This window comes from Dolosigranulum pigrum ATCC 51524, assembly GCF_000245815.1.
GTDB classification, from domain to species: Bacteria; Bacillota; Bacilli; order Lactobacillales; family Carnobacteriaceae_A; genus Dolosigranulum; species Dolosigranulum pigrum.
Genome location: NZ_JH601103.1, coordinates 1,456,109 through 1,472,862 on the forward strand (window position 1 = coordinate 1,456,109; position 16,754 = coordinate 1,472,862).

Here is a 16,754-nt window from a genome sequence, read left to right on the forward strand (position 1 = left end):
ACTAGCCTATTTTTTTAATTTTCACAAAATCTATTTATTTTCATTTTGCGGATCAAAGGCTTCGCGCAGCTGATCAATTACTCCTGCTCGCAATATATCGCGCGCTTGTTTAATCGTATGGTAGACCGCTTCTTCATTAGCTGATCCATGTGTCTTAATGACGGGGGCCTTGAGTCCAAATAGTACTGCCCCACCATATTTAGAATAATCCAATGTATCTTTAATAGAACTTAAATCCTTCTTGACAAGCAATCCACCTAATTTCGTTGTAAAACTGCCTGATTGAATGGTCGATTTAATGATATTCATTAATGATTTAGCAGTGCCTTCAATCGACTTCAAGACGGCATTTCCAGTAAATCCGTCAGTTACAATCACATCAGCGGGTGCTTGCAATATATCACGCGCTTCAACATTTCCGACAAAATTGAGTGACTGATCTTCTTGCAATAACTTGAAGGCTTCCTTAGACAACATATTCCCTTTATTATCTTCAGTTCCATTATTCAAGAGTGCTACTGTCGGCTGATCAATCTGACGAATACTCGCCGCATAATACGAACCCAGAATCCCAAACTGATGAAGTTGCTCTGGCTTACAATCAGCATTCGCACCTAAATCCATAAACGTAAATGCTTCTCGCTCTCCTTCTAAGGATGGCATGGTAGACATTAATGCTGGGCGATCAATTCCTTTAATCCGTCCCACAATTAAGGTGCCTGCTGCCAGTAGTGCACCCGTATTTCCCGCTGAGATAACGGCATCTACTTTACCTTCTTTAACTTCACGGGCCGCTAGAACCATGGATGCATTTTTTTTACGGCGAACAGCTCGCACTGGATCATCATCACTAGCTACTTTTTCTGTTGTGTGGACAATATCAACTAATTCTGGTTGTTCTAAGTGAGGCAGAATCGCCTCCTTATCTCCATATAAGACCACACGAATATCGCGAAACTGCTGGGCTGCTTGTTCGGCTCCTCTTACAATGGCTTGAGGGGCATGATCTCCACCCATCGCATCTACAGCTATTTTCATAATTTTCCTCCTATAGTCTAATCTAGTGTCGCTTGAGTATCTTGATTGAATGCTTGATACAACGGCTTATATGCCGGACTATTCAAGCGTTCATCATCATTTAATAACAATATACTTTCTATTCGTGCTTCTTCTAAAATCGGGGCATGCTCAACAATGTCACCGATCTTGAACTCAGGCACTCCAGATTGCTTATGTCCAAATAATTCCCCTGGCCCCCGCATTTGCAAATCACGTTCACTTAATTGGAAACCATCCGTCACTTCTGTAATGGTCTGCATCCGCTCAATCCCTGACTCTGTCTTTGGATCAGCAATTAAAACACAGTGCGCCTTCTTACTGCCACGTCCAACACGTCCACGCAATTGGTGTAACTGAGCCAGTCCAAAACGATCCGCATCATGAATAATCATAAGTGTCGCATTGGGCACATTAACCCCTACTTCAATAACCGTTGTTGACACCAGTATCTGCATCTTATTATCAGCAAATTGCTCAATAATATGTTGCTTATCTTCCGCTGACATTTGTCCATGGAGTAACCCAACTTGGTGATTCGGGAAAAAACTGCTATAAATTCGGTGCAAATCCGTCACATTCTGCACATCCAGATGTTCAGACTCTTCAATTAACGGACTAATTACATAGACTTGTGAGTTCTGGGCTAACTGCTTCGCAATAAATTGCTTCAATTGATCTGTCTGTTGCGGTCTAATCCAAATTGTCTTAACTGGTTGACGTCCCGGTGGCATTTCATCAATCACAGAAATGTCCATTTCCCCAAACGCTGTAATCGAAAGAGTTCGCGGAATTGGTGTAGCTGTCATAAATAAAACGTCCGGATGATCTCCTTTTTCACGCAACATTTTTCGTTGATTCACCCCGAAACGGTGCTGCTCATCAATAATAATTAGTCCCAGATTTTGAAACTGAACCTGTTCTTGAATAAGAGCATGTGTTCCAATGACACAATCGAGTTCACCTAATCGCAACTGATCATAAATAGCTTGTTTTTCCTTATTCGTCAATGAGCCCGTCAGTAAGGCTACCTTCAGCTCATAATGATTGAATAACTCGCTTAAACTATGAAAATGTTGTTCTGCCAATATTTCAGTCGGTGCCATAAGTGCAGTCTGCTTTCCCGCTGTCCATACAGAAAACAAACTCGCTGCAGCTACAATGGTTTTCCCACTTCCAACATCTCCTTGAAGTAGCCGAAACATTTGAATGGGTCGCAGTAAGTCTTTACTAATCTCATTCACAACACGTTTCTGAGCATCGGTTAACTCAAATGATAAATTAGCAAAAAATCCCTTTAATTGCTGAATATCGTATGAATTGATTTGTCCTTGCACTGATTCATGTTGTTTTTTTCGTAACTGATTAAGTTTTAGTTGATAAAGCAAAAACTCAAAGAAAATTAACGTTTTTCGAGCAGTAGCTATATCATCTGCTTCTGTGGGAAAGTGAATGGTTCGAATTGCCTCTGAAAAAGGCATTAATCCATATTTATCAATAATATCAGTGGGCAAGTAATCAGGTATAAGCGATTGATATTGATCCCAAGCTTGCTTAATAAGCTTGAAGATTATCTGTTGATTAATCTGTTTATTCGAAGAGTAGACCGCTTCATGATCGGACTTCTGCTGTCCAATCATCTTAATCCCCGTCAAGGACATCCGACGCGCATCCCACACGCCAAATACTCGAGTACTTTCGCCAGCATGAACGTATTGCTTCAAATATGGCTGATTGAAGAACGTCACTGGTACAATCACTTTCTCCACATTGAGCCGAAAAGAAAAGCGACTCTTCTTATGGCCAAAGTAACTCACCGTTCCCTCCGAGACAGCTTCTCCTTCTAAAACAACTTTTTCCTTATCTTCTATCGATTCGATCGACTTAACCGTCAAGTCCTCATAACGAAATGGATAAAAGGTTAGTAAATCATAAACGGTCTCTACGCCAAGTTGTTTTAAGGCTTCTGCTCGTTTTGGGCCCACACCACTGAGTTCCTTCATATTATCTTGTATCGATCGGCTCATACACTTCGCTCCTTTTAAATGAAAGAAACAGAACAATAGTACACGTTATACTATTGTCCTGCTTCGATGATTTATTCAACTGAAATGAGGTATGGATAAACAGGTTGATCCCCGCGGTGGGTTTCAATTTCGTAAGCATCGAAAATATCTTCTAAGCGCTCAAGAACATCCACTGCTTCTTTTTCAGAGACAGCTTCACCAAAGAAGAGCGTAATAATTTCACTGTCATCATCTACCATTTGTTGAATCGTACGAATTAGTGATTCTAGACGGTCAGCATGACTTACTTTAATCTCACCATCGATAATCCCTAAGAAATCATCTTTTTTGATGGACACACCATTAATTTCTGTATCACGTACAGCATTCGTAATTTGACCCGACGTAATAAAGCTGATTTCTTCAGTCATTGCTGCTACATTCTCATCTAAACTTTGGGTTTCGATGTAGCCTAATAATGCGGAGAAACCTTGCTGAATTGTTTTAGTCTCGACAACCTTAGCCGGTACATCGATCACTTCACAGGCCTGTTCAGCTGCCATGAAGATATTCTTGTTATTGGGCAGAATAATGTATGACTTCGCTGGCGCTTGGTTCATCGCTTCTACAATATCTTCAGTACTTGGATTCATCGTCTGGCCACCTGTAAGGACGTAATCAACGCCTAAGCTTTCAAACAATCCCTTGAGTCCTTCACCCGCTGCAATCGCAATGATAGCTGTTTCTTTAGGTTTTTTCGTGTGCTGTGATTTTGATAAATCAGGAGCTGTTTTCTTCTCTGCTCCTGAAAGTTCAGAGTGCTGTTCGCGCATATTATCAACTTTTATTTTGATTAATGAACCGAATCGTTGGCCGTAATTCATTACTTCTCCCGGACGCTCTGTGTGAACGTGGACTTTAATAATTTCATCATCAGCGACAACAAGCAATGAATCCCCTAAGTCGTTTAAATAATTACGGAACGTTTCGTAATCGAATGTTTCTTCGACTGTCTCACCTTCACCAACTCGGACCATGATTTCAGTACAATAACCAAACTCAATATCTTCACTATTAACAGAATCGTGAACGCCATTACGGTGATGTTCAGCTTGAACAAGTTCTTCCAATGAAATTTCATCATCTTCCGTTACTACAGGTGCTTCTCCCGTTAGTGATGATAAGAACCCTTCATAAACATAAACAAGTCCTTGCCCACCACTATCGACAACACCGACTTCCTTCAACACTTCCAGTAATTCTGGTGTTCGTTTTAATGATGCTTTGGCTTCGTCTAGTACCGCACGCATCACTTCAATAATATCGTCAGTTTGTTCAGAACGCTCAATCCCAGCACTAGCTGATTCACGTGCTACGGTTAAGACTGTTCCTTCAACGGGCTTCATGACTGCATTATACGCCGAATCTACTCCACTTTGGAAAGCTTGAGCCAGTTGTTTGGCATTTAATGTGTTAAGTTCTTCTACACTTTTGGAAAAACCTCGGAATAATTGTGATAAAATTACGCCAGAGTTCCCGCGTGCCCCCATTAACAAACCTTTTGACAATGCTTTAGTCAATTGTCCCACATGATCAGCTGTACTTTCACGGACAGACTTGGCACCACTTGTAAAGGTTAAGTTCATATTCGTTCCGGTATCGCCATCCGGTACCGGAAAAACGTTCAATGAGTTAACATATTCAGATTGTTCTTCTAGTCGCTGTCGACCAGCTAATACCATATCTTTAAAATCTTTTGCTTTAATCTCTTTAAATTCCACTGTTTTCTATGCCTCCTAATTATCCGCTACTAATCGCTATACCCGAACGCCTTGTACATAAATATTAACGGACGTTGCTTTAATCCCAAGCTGAGCTTCTAATTGATAGCGAACTTGTTCCTGAACATTTCTGGATACTTCTGAAATCTTAATACCGTAGCTGACAATTATATAGACATCCACATGAATATCTTGATCATCTTGACGAATTTCAATTCCGCGTGCATAATTATCGCGCTTCAAAATTTCATAAAACCCATCTCTAACTTGTTGACGGCTAGCCATACCTACGATACCAAATACCTCGGTTGCTACACCACCGACAACGGTTGCAATCACGTTCGTTGAAATCTCAATCATCCCATTTTTTGTTCTCATATTAACTGACATACACTTACCCCTTTCACAAGTGATGCTTCTAAGATAGTATTGTAATTATATATATAAGTTAAATTGAATGTAAATTAAATTAGTTCTATTCAATTTCTATTCAATAGACTTAATCATCCCCTATTCTACCATATTCAAACATATAGTTCAAAATTCCGCCCCTTTATTTTTAGAAAAATTCATCTAAAACTTGTTATAGATGGCCAAATATGGTATCATATGCAAGTGTTAGTGAGTGTTTCATTTGTTCATCAAGTGAGCACTGACATATTTATCAAAAGGGGGATATTAAAATGGCTAAAGAATGTTACGTAACAGGACGTAAAGCTAAACGAGGAAACCAGCGTTCAAACGCAAACAACAAAACAAAACGTACATTTGGTGCTAACTTACAAAAAGTTAGAATCAAAGAAGACGGTAAAATTAAAAAAGTATGGGTTTCAGCTCGTGCCTTAAAATCAGGTAAAGTTGAACGTGTATAATTATAATTAGAAAGCATGCAGTTATCAACTCAGATAATTGCATGCTTTTTTATGTGTGCTATACATATTAATCACGACTCTGAATAACAGCCAACAAGCCACTCTCGAAAGAAAATTCAGCCGGCTGTCCTTCTGCCAAGAATTCATTGCTAATAAGGGCTCTCGGCACATCATAATCGGCACTCTCCAAAGTATATTTCACTTGGCGCAGTGTCAATCCTTTAATTGGGGTCAATCCGATATAAGAGAGATAATTATCAGAATGAGCTTGCTCAACTTGATAGTGACCGGGCTGATAGACCCGTAAGCTATTTTTAGGACTACAGAAGACTAATCTTGACAAAACCGCTTGGAACCTTTCTTGATAAACTAAATACAAAATACTTAAAAAATGATCCAAACGTCCACCGATCCAGTTATGAATATGAATGGGGGCCTCGTCAGATAAATTTAGCGCATGTAATAACGCTAACTCCGTATCAGTATCATCTTTATCCGCTTGAAATTTTTCTACACGCTGGCTTTCTTTTTTAATTTGTTGCCATTCATGTTCAGTCACCGAATCAAAATCGCCAATCGCTAAATCGACCGGATAACCGGCATTTAATAAATAAATCGCTCCATAATCAACCCCTACACATAAATCACCCGACTGATAATCAAGGGTCAACGGCTCTTCTCTCGGGGCCCCTAAGACGAGATGAATGATCATGCTGGCTCACCAACTGCTTTCAGCTTAGCAATCCGCTCGGCAGGATCTTCCGCGCCATAAATATAAGAACCCGCCACGAATACATCCACCCCTGCTTCTAAACAACGCACTGTTTCTGGCCCTGCTTTAATCCCACCATCTACTTCAATTGCATAGTGATAGTCATGTTGCTGGCGCAAATCGTTCAACTGAGCCATCTTCTGAACAGTTGAGTCTATAAACGATTGTCCACCAAAACCAGGATTCACCGTCATAACTAGAACCAGATCAACCAGATCCAAGACCGGCTCAATCGCAGAAACCGGTGTTCCTGGATTAATTGCTACTCCTGATTTAACATTCAACTGATTAATCAGTTGAAGACTACGATGAAGGTGATCGGTGCTTTCTGCATGAATAGTAATAATATCCGCTCCTGCTTCAGCAAACGCATTAATATAACGGTCAGGATCTACTATCATTAAATGCACATCCAATGGCAATGACGTATGCGGACGAATTGCTTCAACCACATTAGGACCAAAAGTGATATTGGGCACGAACTGACCGTCCATCACATCTACATGAACCCAATCAGCTCCTTCACGTTCAATCAATTCAATATCTTGTCTCAACTGGGAAAAATCGGCACTTAAAATTGATGGTGCTACTTTCACATTATCGCTCCTTTTTTAATACACAGGTTTTCGGTTTATAATTTCTTCTAAAAATAAAATATAATGCGCATATCGCTCTTCTAATATATCACCCGCAGCCACTGCTTGCTTAACAGCACATTTGGGTTCTTTATAATGGAGACATCCGCGAAACTTACATGCAGCACGGCGCTCCCAACATTCTGGGAAACATTCACGCAAGGATTCTTTCTCAATATCAGCAAATTCTAGAGCACTAAAACCCGGTGTATCCGCAATTAATCCACCGAGAGCGGCAACTAGTTCAACATGTCGCGTCGTATGGCGACCACGCCCAAGTGCTTTAGACGTTTCAGCTGTTTTAAAGTTTAAAGATGGATCGATAGCATTCAGTAACGTTGATTTCCCAACCCCTGATTGCCCCATAAAGACGGCTAGTTGGCCTTGAATCACTTGGCTTAATGCTTTTTTGGTAGCATCCAGGTTGTCCTGATCCACCAAGATAAATGGATAGCCCAATGATTGATAGTATGCTTGATAGTCCTTTAATCGGTGTATGGCATCTTGATCAATCAAGTCCAATTTTGTCACTAAAATAGCAGGCTGAATATGGTGTGCTTCTAACTGTACTAAGAAGCGGTCTAAAAGCTGCGTGTTAAAGGCCGGTTCAACCGCTGAAGTCACCACACAGCCCACCTCAACATTTACTACTTGTGGTCGGGAGAGTTGATTTTTTCGCTCTAAAATCGCTTGAATAGTTCCTTCTTCATTCTCATCAAGTGAAAACTCAACATAATCTCCCACATAAGGTGATATATCTTGATTCCGGAAGACACCTCGCGCCCTTGTCTGGTAAGTCTGATTATCATCTGTTGTGACATAATAGAATCCACTTAATGCTTTCGTAATTCGTCCTGTTTGCACCAATAATAACCTCCTAATGATTTGATACGCTCTGTTCTGCTACAATATTTCCATCAACAACTACTCTATATTTAGCTCGCTTCCCTTTCTCAACGGTGAACTTCAAGGTCAGTTCCGTATCTTCCATACTGTCGAATGAATGAACGGGTTCTTCCATATTATGATCCGCATCCGAGATATATACCCGGACTTTATTAGGGCGACGTTGTGAACGTTCATCATCGTCGTCATCTTCCTGAGATTCATCAGCTGTCGGTACATAATCTATCTTAATTGTTCGCTCAAATGTTTCTGTTTTTACTGGTTCTGGCCCTATAGAGAACACCACTGCCACATCTGACTGTTTGTAAAGCAAGGTGCCCGGTTCTGGGCGTTGTGAAATCACTTGACCTTCTGGAACTTGACTAGAATAAGCTTCTTCAATCGTCGCATTCAACTGATGCTCACCGATGTAATCTTCTACTCCTGTACGGGAATACCCGGCTAAATTTTTAAACGGAAAGCCTTCTGGACCAAGGCTGACTTCGAATGTAATAGTTGTTTCACCGGGAACCACTTCACGCCCGGCCTCAATATCTTGACTTACAATTTTTTCATGCTCAATCGTATCATGATAGACATCTTCGCGCTCAACCCGAAATCCTAGTTCGGTCAGTTGGGCCTTCATCTGATTAAAATCTTTGTTCGTATAATCTTCTAGTGTAATGGGCTCTTGTCCCGAGCTGACAAATAAATTAATCGCTTGACCTTCTTTCACACTTGCACCTGATGCAGGGTCTGATTTTATCACTTGACCTTCTGCTATTTCATCATTTGGTTGGTTGATCACCTCACCCACCTCAAGATTCAATGTATCTAATTCCGCTTGCACTTGCGCCACAGTATAGCCCATCAAATTAGGTACATCTACCTCACCCGGTGCTGACATCATCACAAAGTATACAAATGCAACTGGTATAATGAGTAGAAACAGTAACCACACCCACCATTTACTTTTTTTCTTCGATGTAGCAGGAGCTTCTGGCATATCAGTGGTTGCTGAGCTTGTTGGATTGTACGTTTTAACCGCCTCTTCAGCGGAATTATCATCGGCAACAACAGGAGCAATCGGCGTCAATCGTTTTGTCTGGTCTGCATTAATATTAGGGGGCAGGAACTTTTCTTCATAACGACGCGATGGATCAAGGACAGTCTGTAAATCTTCGCGCATCGCCTCGACACTACTATAACGATGATTGGGATCTTTTGCGGTAGCTTTTAAGATAACATTTTCTAGCGCTTGAGGAATGCTAGGTTGCTGATCCCGAACAGAAGGGAAATCATTCTGGAAATGCTTTAGTGCAATAGAGACCGCTGATTCTCCCTTAAAGGGCACGGTTCCTGTCAATAATTCATAGAGTAAAATTCCTAATGAATAAATATCAGATGCCTTCGTTGCTATGGCTCCTCGTGCTTGTTCCGGCGAGATGTAATGGACAGAGCCCAACAATGAATTCGTCTGGGTTAATGAATTTTGAGATAGAGCTAATGCGATCCCGAAGTCAGTAATTTTAACAGTTCCTTTTTCATCGATTAAAATATTATACGGCTTAATATCGCGGTGAATCACGCCTTGACTGTGGGCATAACTAATCGCGCTCAAAATCTTATCCATAATTGATACGACGGTCTGATGCGCAATTGGATGATGTCGATTAATATATTCCTTCAAATCCGTCCCGCCGATATATTCCATCACAATATACGGAACATGAGCTTCACCCACATCATAAATATTGACAATATTCGGATGCATCAACTCAGTCGTCGAAGTTGCTTCCCGGGTAAATCGGCGCAAACTCTCACGATCATTCTTAAAATTATATGCCAACATCTTAACGGCAACTTGTCGGTCCAAAATCAAATCATATGCTAAAAAGACTTCTGCCATCCCTCCCGAACCAAGCAGTCGCTTCACTTCATAGCGTCCATTAATTCGCTGTCCTGTTTCCAATTAACTCCCTCCTTCCTGCATCTGATCCATATCCATTAAGACAATTGAGATATTATCATTCGAGCCATTTTTATACGACTGGTCAATTAATGCTTGTGATTTTTCGGCTTTTGAATACGTGTCTTGATTCAAGATTGACACAATCTCACTCTCGGACAAATTATTCGACAAGCCATCCGAACATAAGAATACGTAACGGATATCGGTTAAATCCTTCTGAAATAAATCAACCTCAATCGTTCGCCCTACACCTAGAGAACGCGTCAGCATATGGCGTTGTTGATGATTCAATTCTTCTTGTTTCGTAATCTCCCCGCGTAAAAACAGCTCATGCGCATAGGAATGATCTTCTGTAATTTGTTCCACTTGGTGCTGGCGATTAACTATATAAGCGCGACTATCCCCCACATTGGCAATTATAATGGTCTTCTCTAGGCAAAACATCGCTACTAATGTTGTTCCCATCCCAGCTAAATCAGATTGTTCCAAGCCCGCTTGATAAATTGCGGCGTTTACTCGGTTAATACTTGTAGTAATCCAGCTGGTCAGCTCATCTTGATTCGTAATTTCAGTTGTTTTCCATAAGTCACCCAGTTGTTCAACAGCCTGTCGACTAGCCACTTCACCCCCATTATGGCCCCCCATTCCATCACATAAAACAGCCATCAGCTGCTGTTGTTGATTTATAAATACATCTGCATAATCCTCATTCGATAAGCGGTTACCGATGAAAGAATCAATTTGTATCCCCATTATAATCACCTCTGTTTCTTTCTATGATCCGATCTTTTTTAGTGCTGCAATAAAGAATCCATCGCTCTCAAACTGATGTGGCAAAATCGTTACCATTCCATCATTCGCTAGTGCTTCTTGCTCTAGTGGAATACGGCACAACTGAAAATTCGAATGCTGCTTTAAGAAGGCTTCTATAACTGCTTCATTCTCTTCTTTTAGAATGGTACAGGTCGCATACACTAATCGACCGCCAACCTTTAAAGCTTCTGCAGCTGCTGCCAAAATCTCCGATTGGCTCTGAGCTAATGCCTGGCTCGTATAAGCTGATTTTTGAAAGCGAATATCTGGCTTACGTCGCAGTAACCCGACTCCTGAGCAGGGCGCATCCACCAAGATTTTGTCGAACTGTTCTGAGCCATACTGCGCAACAACTTCACGTGCATCCAACTGTTCAACTCGACTCTTATCATCCTGTTTTTGGCGGTCAAGTGAGGCTTGGATCAGTGATAATTTGTGAGGGTGAATATCAGTACTGAGCAATTGCCCACCAGAGGCATTATCTAGGTAGGTGGCTATATGAGCTGATTTCCCTCCTGGGGCAGCACACGCATCCCATACATAATCTGATGGCGTAACTTCAAGTGCTGGTGCCACTAACATCGCGGCTTCATCTTGAATGGTGATGGCCCCTTGCTGGAATAATTCGGTATCTGTCGGTAAGCCCCCTTGAATGATAAGCCCCACCGGAGATAGCTCACTCCGCGTCACTTCAAATCCTGCTACTTGCAATTGTTCTAATACTTCATCTCGTGACAGCTGGTTCGTATTTACTCGCACGGAGACATGCGCCCGCTTGTTGAAACTTTGAGCAATAGCTTCAGTAGTCTCTTCACCATAATCGGCAACTAATTGCTTAACTAACCAATCCGGCAAGCTATATTGCGTTCCGATTCGCTCAATTTTTGATGTTATCTCATCCAAAGATTTTAATGGATGACGATCAATATTGCGTAAAACGCCATTCACTAGACCTGATATGCCGCGATGACCGCGACGCTTCGCATATTGGACAGCTTCATTGATTGCTGCATACGTCGGGATCTGATCTAAAAAAACTAATTGATAGACCGCGACACGCAATAACTGTCGCACCCAGCCATCTAATTTTTGTGACGGTTTTAAAAACTTCGATAAATAATAATCAATTAATCGTTTATTTTGCATCACACCATAGACTAATTCAGTTAACAAGGCGCGTTCTTGCGGTGACAGATCCTCTTCTGTAATCACCTGATTTAAGATCAAATTAGTATAGGCCCCATCTTGTTCCGTACGCTCTAATAATTGAACAGCTAATTCTCTAGCAGTTGACTTGCTCAAATTGCATCCCTTCTTCTATCGTTGCTCCTTGTAGATAACTTGTAATCGACATTTTAGACTTGCCCGCTGGTTGGACTCGGATTAACGCTATCCCATTCCCATCACCCGCAGCAACATGTAATTCATCCGGTGACACATGAATAATCTCCCCCGGCGACGCTGCTGTATTGCCCGCTACTTCCGCTACTTCCCACAGCTTAAATCGCTCACCTTGGAAAAACGTATGCGTACTTGGAAACGGTCTAAAAGCTCGTACTTTATTATAAATCGCTCGTGCACTCTCTGTCCAGTCAATTTCTTCCTCTTCTGATGAAATCATTGGAGCATAAGTCACTTGACTCTCATCTTGCGGTACCGGAGTTAGCTCATTATTGAATAGTTTCGGCAAGGTATCGATTAATAAATCGCGTCCCAATAAACTCAATGCTTCAAATAAATCACCCGTATCGTGCTGATCTTGGATGGTCATTTCTCGCTTCGCTAACATATCCCCGGCATCCATCTTCGGTGTCATATACATAATGGTCACGCCCGTCTTCTCATCACCATTCTTAATCGCATAATGAATCGGAGCGGCTCCGCGATATTTCGGCAATAGTGATGCATGAATATTAATTGCTCCATAAGTCGGCAAATCAAGCAATTCTTTTGGCAAAAATTGACCAAATGCAGCCGTTATAATTAAATCTGGAGCTAACTCTTTCATAATATCCAGTTCCTCTGATCCACGAATGGTTTCTGGCTGCAAGACATTAATTCCGAACCGTTCGGCACATTGTTTCACTGGTGGTGCGGTCAACACGCGCTTGCGCCCGACTTTTCGATCGGGTTGAGTGACCACACATTGTACTTCAATCCCTGTTTGTTCACATAAAGCTTCTAAAATCGGTACTGAGAATTGCGGGGTTCCCATAAAAATAATTTTCTTCATTACATATCCGCTCCTTAAATAAAATTCATCGGTTTAGGATCAATTGAAATATATAATCCACGAGCGATGTCTTGTTGACTCGCTATAAGTAGTTCATGTAACTTTGTTTTTAAAGCATCTTCTTGTTTATATTTAATAATGGTCTGGAAATGATAGCGATTATGTGTTCGAGCAATACTCTTTGGCGTTGGCCCTAAAATAATCGCCTCATCACTCAACGTTGGCCTTAGTTCTGCAACGATTTCAGCCATTTTCTTACTTGCTATTAATTCATCCTCATGACTCACCATCACCCGCACTAAAAAATAATACGGACTATACTGACTGAGTCGCCTTAGATGCATTTCTTTTTTAAAAAATGTCTCATAATCATAAGCTTGCGCTAATTGGATGGCATAATGTCCTGGATTAAATGTCTGTATAATAACCCGACCATCTTTTTGGCCACGTCCTGCTCGTCCACTCACTTGTGTCAGCAATTGGAATGTACTTTCGGCTGAGCGAAAATCAGGCAGACCGAGTGCTGTATCTGCATTCAACACCCCCACTAACGTCACATTAGGAAAATCCAATCCTTTAGCAATCATTTGTGTCCCAAGTAGAATATCTGCCTCTTTATCTTCAAATTGCCCGAGTAAACGTTCGTGAGCTCCCTTACGCCGAGTGGTATCGACATCCATCCGAATAATCCGGGCTCCCGGCAACACATCTTGTAATTCTTCTTCAATCTTCTGCGTACCTGTCCCGTAATAACGAATGTTGGGACTCTGACACGTTGGGCACTTTTGAGGAATAGCTTCTTCATGCCCACAATAGTGACATTTCATTGTCTTCGTATCCATATGAAGCGTTTGGGATATGTCACAATTCGGACACTCCAAAACATATCCACAATCACGGCACATCATAAACGATGAATAACCACGCCGATTAAGAAGCAAGACCACTTGTTCCCCACGATTAATCCGTTCTTGCATTTGCTCCATTAAGACGTGCGAAAAAGACGACCGATTACCACGCTTATATTCCTCTCTCATATCGACTACTTCAATCGGAGGCAACGGTTTATCATTCACTCGGTCTGGTAATTCTAACAGTTGATAAACCCCTTTGTAAGCACGCGCTTTTGACTCCAATGAGGGGGTCGCACTCCCTAAAATAACCGGACAACTGTGGTAAGCAGCCCGCCACATCGCGACATCACGCGCATGATAACGGGGGGTATCTTCTTGCTTATAAGTAGTCTCATGCTCTTCATCGATAATAATTAGTCCAAGATGATCAATCGGCGCAAAAATACTGGATCGTGCCCCAACGACAATCTTTGCTTCACCTCGTTTAATTTTTCGCCATTCATCGTACTTCTCACCGTCTGATAAGCCACTATGTAAGACCGCAACTGCTTCTTGAAAGCGACTCTTAAAGCGGTAGGCCATCTGCGGTGTGAGCGCAATTTCGGGCACCAGCATAATCGCTCCTTCGCCCCGCTCAAGCACTTGTGCAATCGTCTGTAAGTACACTTCCGTCTTCCCGCTACCAGTTACTCCTTGTAGTAAAAAAACATCTTGTTGACGCGCTTGAATAGACTGCGCAATCTGATCATACGCTGCTTGCTGATCTGGTGTTAGTTCTAACTTCTCTGAGATGGCGATATCTTTATGCGCAAAAGGATCGCGATATACTTCAACTTCACGTACCTCACACCAATGCTCTTCTTCTGCTCGATTAAGGAGCGCCGGCGTGATACCATACTCATCGCGTAATTGTGACCATAAAATTTCGGCTCCATCCAATTGCTTAAATACTTCTAACAATTCAATTTGACGAGTGGCATTCGTGCGGACTTGTTCCAATGCTTCTTCAATCTCATCATTGCTCAACAGCGGAATAACATACTTTCGCATCTTTTTATTGGCACGATCGGATACTTTATAAACCACATCCACTTGTTCTTGTTGTTTTAAATCCAGTAAAGTGTCCAAAATACCTTGCTCTTCCGCTTGAGCCCACGATAAATAAGTCTCATCTCCAAACAACTTCGCCCGCTCAGCGTTTGACAGTGCATCAGTTGGAATAATATGTTTATCATATTGTGCGCGCAGAACGGCCGGAAGCATTGTCTGATAGCAACTAATGCGAAAACTAAATGTCTCGTTAGCCATTTTCTCACCCAATTGAATCAATTCATCACTCAAGACCGGCGTTAAATCCATAATTTGGCTAATTTCTTTTAACTGACCATCAAACTCAGTCACATCAGCAGTTTTAACCACAAAGCCTTGAATTTTTCGATCCCCTTGACCGAACGGGACAATCACACGCATGCCGGGTAATAATTTGTGTTCTAAATGCGGAGGAATACGGTAACTGTATGGACTATTCGTCTGCATCACCGGCACATCAACGATAACTTCCGCAATTTGTGGCATTATTTCCCTTCTTTCATGTACTCAGCAACAAATGCTATAATGTCTCGCGCTAAAGCAGTCTTTGAGTTAAGTGGCAAGTGCTTACGGTCGCCTTCTTTCGTAAAAATAGTGACTTCATTTTGATCGACATTAAAGCCTTGATCTTGACACGAGACATCATTGGCAATAATCATATCGGCTGCTTTTTTCGTTAACTTATCTTGAGCATATTGTTCTAAGTGGTCTGTTTCAGCTGCAAAACCGATTGTAAACTGGCCTTCTTTTTTGCGTTGACCTAATAGTTGAAGGATATCGGGATTCAAGGACAATTCTAATGTTAAATGGTCTTGTTTTTTTATTTTTTGTTCGGATATATTCTCCGGACGATAATCTGAGACAGCAGCTGCCATAATTACCGTATCTGCTTGTTGGAAGGCTTCTGTCGTATGATCTAACATCTGTTCAGCTGTTTCGACTTGAATAACATCAACAAGGCTAGAGACAGGTAACTGACTTGTTGTAATTAAAGTCACCTCTGCCCCGGCTAACGTGGCTGCATCTGCTAGAGCATGACCCATTTTGCCAGATGATTTATTCGTCAAGGTCCGTACGGGGTCAATGTATTCCTTCGTTCCCCCCGCTGTAATAACAAATCGCTTCCCTGCTAATAATGTACGGTCACTGACAACTAATTGCGTGAATTCATCGATAATGCGCCCATATTCTGGGAAGCGTCCTTTCCCCTCATATCCTTCTGCCAAAAACCCTGTATCTGGCGTCATTACCACATGATCATCAGCTTCTAACTGCTTTATATTGCGCTGCGTGGCTGCATTTTGATACATCTTATTATTCATTGCTGGCACAAAAAAGAGCGGATGGTCTGTTGCAATTAAACTAGTCGAGACAAAATCATCGGCCAATCCATTAGCCACTTTGCTTAATATATTAGCAGTTGCTGGAGCAATAATCGAGTGATCCGCCCAATCTGCTAACGCAATATGATCAATCGAATCTGGCTGCGAAGTATCAAAGGTGTCTGTATAAACAGGATGTTTGCTTAACACACTAAATGTTAAAGGAGCAACAAATTCAGTCGCATGGTCAGTCATCGCGACTCTTACCGATGCTCCTTGTTTAATTAATTCGCGCAACAATACAACAGCTTTATAAGCAGAAATACCACCCGTCACGTATAACGCAATTTTTTTCCCTTCTAACACTTGTATCCCTCCATCATTTCTCTATCTTAAGTGAACCTGTCTGTTTATTTCTCTACATACAAAAGAACCCCTTGCTACGTTAATAACAAAGGTATCAA

The 16,754-nt window shown here is 41.6% G+C and carries 14 protein-coding genes; 1 reads left to right on the forward strand and 13 read right to left on the reverse strand.

Annotated elements, in window-relative coordinates; all coding sequences use genetic code 11:
• Nucleotides 1-30 precede the first annotated feature (30 nt).
• From plsX to HMPREF9703_RS06645, 4 genes are all read right to left on the reverse strand, one after another.
• Complete coding sequence (gene plsX, locus HMPREF9703_RS06630) at nucleotides 31-1,038, reverse strand: phosphate acyltransferase PlsX (RefSeq protein ID WP_004636559.1); 1,008 nt, start codon at nucleotides 1,036-1,038, stop codon at nucleotides 31-33.
• 17 nt (nucleotides 1,039-1,055) lie between these two features.
• Complete coding sequence (gene recG / locus HMPREF9703_RS06635) at nucleotides 1,056-3,083, reverse strand: ATP-dependent DNA helicase RecG (RefSeq protein WP_004636560.1); 2,028 nt, start codon at nucleotides 3,081-3,083, stop codon at nucleotides 1,056-1,058.
• A 71-nt stretch (nucleotides 3,084-3,154) separates the two neighbouring features.
• Entirely contained in the window at nucleotides 3,155-4,843 is a 1,689-nt protein-coding gene (locus HMPREF9703_RS06640) for a DAK2 domain-containing protein (RefSeq protein WP_004636561.1), read from the reverse strand.
• Between the two features lie 36 nt (nucleotides 4,844-4,879).
• Nucleotides 4,880-5,233, reverse strand: a complete 354-nt coding sequence (locus tag HMPREF9703_RS06645) for an Asp23/Gls24 family envelope stress response protein (RefSeq protein ID WP_004636562.1) — start codon at nucleotides 5,231-5,233, stop codon at nucleotides 4,880-4,882.
• A gap of 293 nt (nucleotides 5,234-5,526) precedes the next feature.
• Between HMPREF9703_RS06645 and rpmB the strand changes: the two genes are divergently transcribed.
• Nucleotides 5,527-5,715 (forward strand): 50S ribosomal protein L28, encoded by a 189-nt coding sequence (gene rpmB, locus HMPREF9703_RS06650; RefSeq protein ID WP_004636563.1) that lies wholly within the window; start codon nucleotides 5,527-5,529, stop codon nucleotides 5,713-5,715.
• A 67-nt stretch (nucleotides 5,716-5,782) separates the two neighbouring features.
• Here rpmB and HMPREF9703_RS06655 read toward each other — a convergent pair whose 3' ends face one another.
• Genes HMPREF9703_RS06655 through coaBC form a run of 9 tightly spaced genes read right to left on the reverse strand, consistent with a single transcriptional unit; the run spans nucleotide 5,783 to nucleotide 16,656 of the window.
• A complete protein-coding gene (locus HMPREF9703_RS06655; RefSeq protein ID WP_004636564.1) occupies nucleotides 5,783-6,427 on the reverse strand; it encodes a thiamine diphosphokinase in 645 nt (214 codons plus the stop codon).
• Nucleotides 6,424-7,083: a ribulose-phosphate 3-epimerase gene (rpe, locus tag HMPREF9703_RS06660; protein ID WP_004636565.1), complete on the reverse strand. Its 660-nt coding sequence runs from the start codon at nucleotides 7,081-7,083 to the stop codon at nucleotides 6,424-6,426. Before rpe ends, HMPREF9703_RS06655 begins: the two co-directional genes overlap by 4 nt.
• A 15-nt stretch (nucleotides 7,084-7,098) precedes the next feature.
• Nucleotides 7,099-7,986 (reverse strand): ribosome small subunit-dependent GTPase A, encoded by an 888-nt coding sequence (gene rsgA / locus HMPREF9703_RS06665; RefSeq protein ID WP_004636566.1) that lies wholly within the window; start codon nucleotides 7,984-7,986, stop codon nucleotides 7,099-7,101.
• Nucleotides 7,987-7,999: 13 nt separating this feature from the next.
• Nucleotides 8,000-9,979 carry a Stk1 family PASTA domain-containing Ser/Thr kinase gene (gene pknB, locus HMPREF9703_RS06670; protein WP_004636567.1) on the reverse strand — a complete coding sequence of 660 codons (1,980 nt, stop codon included), beginning with the start codon at nucleotides 9,977-9,979 and terminating at the stop codon, nucleotides 8,000-8,002.
• Nucleotides 9,980-10,732 (reverse strand): Stp1/IreP family PP2C-type Ser/Thr phosphatase, encoded by a 753-nt coding sequence (locus tag HMPREF9703_RS06675; RefSeq protein WP_004636568.1) that lies wholly within the window; start codon nucleotides 10,730-10,732, stop codon nucleotides 9,980-9,982.
• Between the two features lie 21 nt (nucleotides 10,733-10,753).
• Nucleotides 10,754-12,094, reverse strand: coding sequence for a 16S rRNA (cytosine(967)-C(5))-methyltransferase RsmB (rsmB, locus tag HMPREF9703_RS06680; RefSeq protein WP_004636569.1), 1,341 nt, complete (start codon nucleotides 12,092-12,094; stop codon nucleotides 10,754-10,756).
• On the reverse strand, nucleotides 12,075-13,025 hold the full coding sequence (gene fmt / locus HMPREF9703_RS06685) for a methionyl-tRNA formyltransferase (protein WP_004636570.1): 951 nt from the start codon (nucleotides 13,023-13,025) through the stop codon (nucleotides 12,075-12,077). Before fmt ends, rsmB begins: the two co-directional genes overlap by 20 nt.
• Nucleotides 13,026-13,039: 14 nt before the next feature.
• A complete protein-coding gene (priA, locus tag HMPREF9703_RS06690; RefSeq protein ID WP_004636571.1) occupies nucleotides 13,040-15,454 on the reverse strand; it encodes a primosomal protein N' in 2,415 nt (804 codons plus the stop codon).
• Complete coding sequence (gene coaBC / locus HMPREF9703_RS06695; protein WP_004636572.1) at nucleotides 15,454-16,656, reverse strand: bifunctional phosphopantothenoylcysteine decarboxylase/phosphopantothenate--cysteine ligase CoaBC; 1,203 nt, start codon at nucleotides 16,654-16,656, stop codon at nucleotides 15,454-15,456. Before coaBC ends, priA begins: the two co-directional genes overlap by 1 nt.
• Nucleotides 16,657-16,754 lie beyond the last annotated feature (98 nt).

What these genes read in the sequence shown, in the direction of transcription:
- plsX (WP_004636559.1), bottom strand. Translation starts at nt 1,038, where the DNA reads ATGAAAATAGCTGTAGATGCGATGGGTGGAGATCATGCCCCTCAAGCC.
- recG (WP_004636560.1), bottom strand. Translation starts at nt 3,083, where the DNA reads ATGAGCCGATCGATACAAGATAATATGAAGGAACTCAGTGGTGTGGGC.
- HMPREF9703_RS06645 (WP_004636562.1), bottom strand. Translation starts at nt 5,233, where the DNA reads ATGTCAGTTAATATGAGAACAAAAAATGGGATGATTGAGATTTCAACG.
- rpmB (WP_004636563.1), top strand. Translation starts at nt 5,527, where the DNA reads ATGGCTAAAGAATGTTACGTAACAGGACGTAAAGCTAAACGAGGAAAC.
- HMPREF9703_RS06655 (WP_004636564.1), bottom strand. Translation starts at nt 6,427, where the DNA reads ATGATCATTCATCTCGTCTTAGGGGCCCCGAGAGAAGAGCCGTTGACC.
- HMPREF9703_RS06675 (WP_004636568.1), bottom strand. Translation starts at nt 10,732, where the DNA reads ATGGGGATACAAATTGATTCTTTCATCGGTAACCGCTTATCGAATGAG.
- fmt (WP_004636570.1), bottom strand. Translation starts at nt 13,025, where the DNA reads ATGAAGAAAATTATTTTTATGGGAACCCCGCAATTCTCAGTACCGATT.
- priA (WP_004636571.1), bottom strand. Translation starts at nt 15,454, where the DNA reads ATGCCACAAATTGCGGAAGTTATCGTTGATGTGCCGGTGATGCAGACG.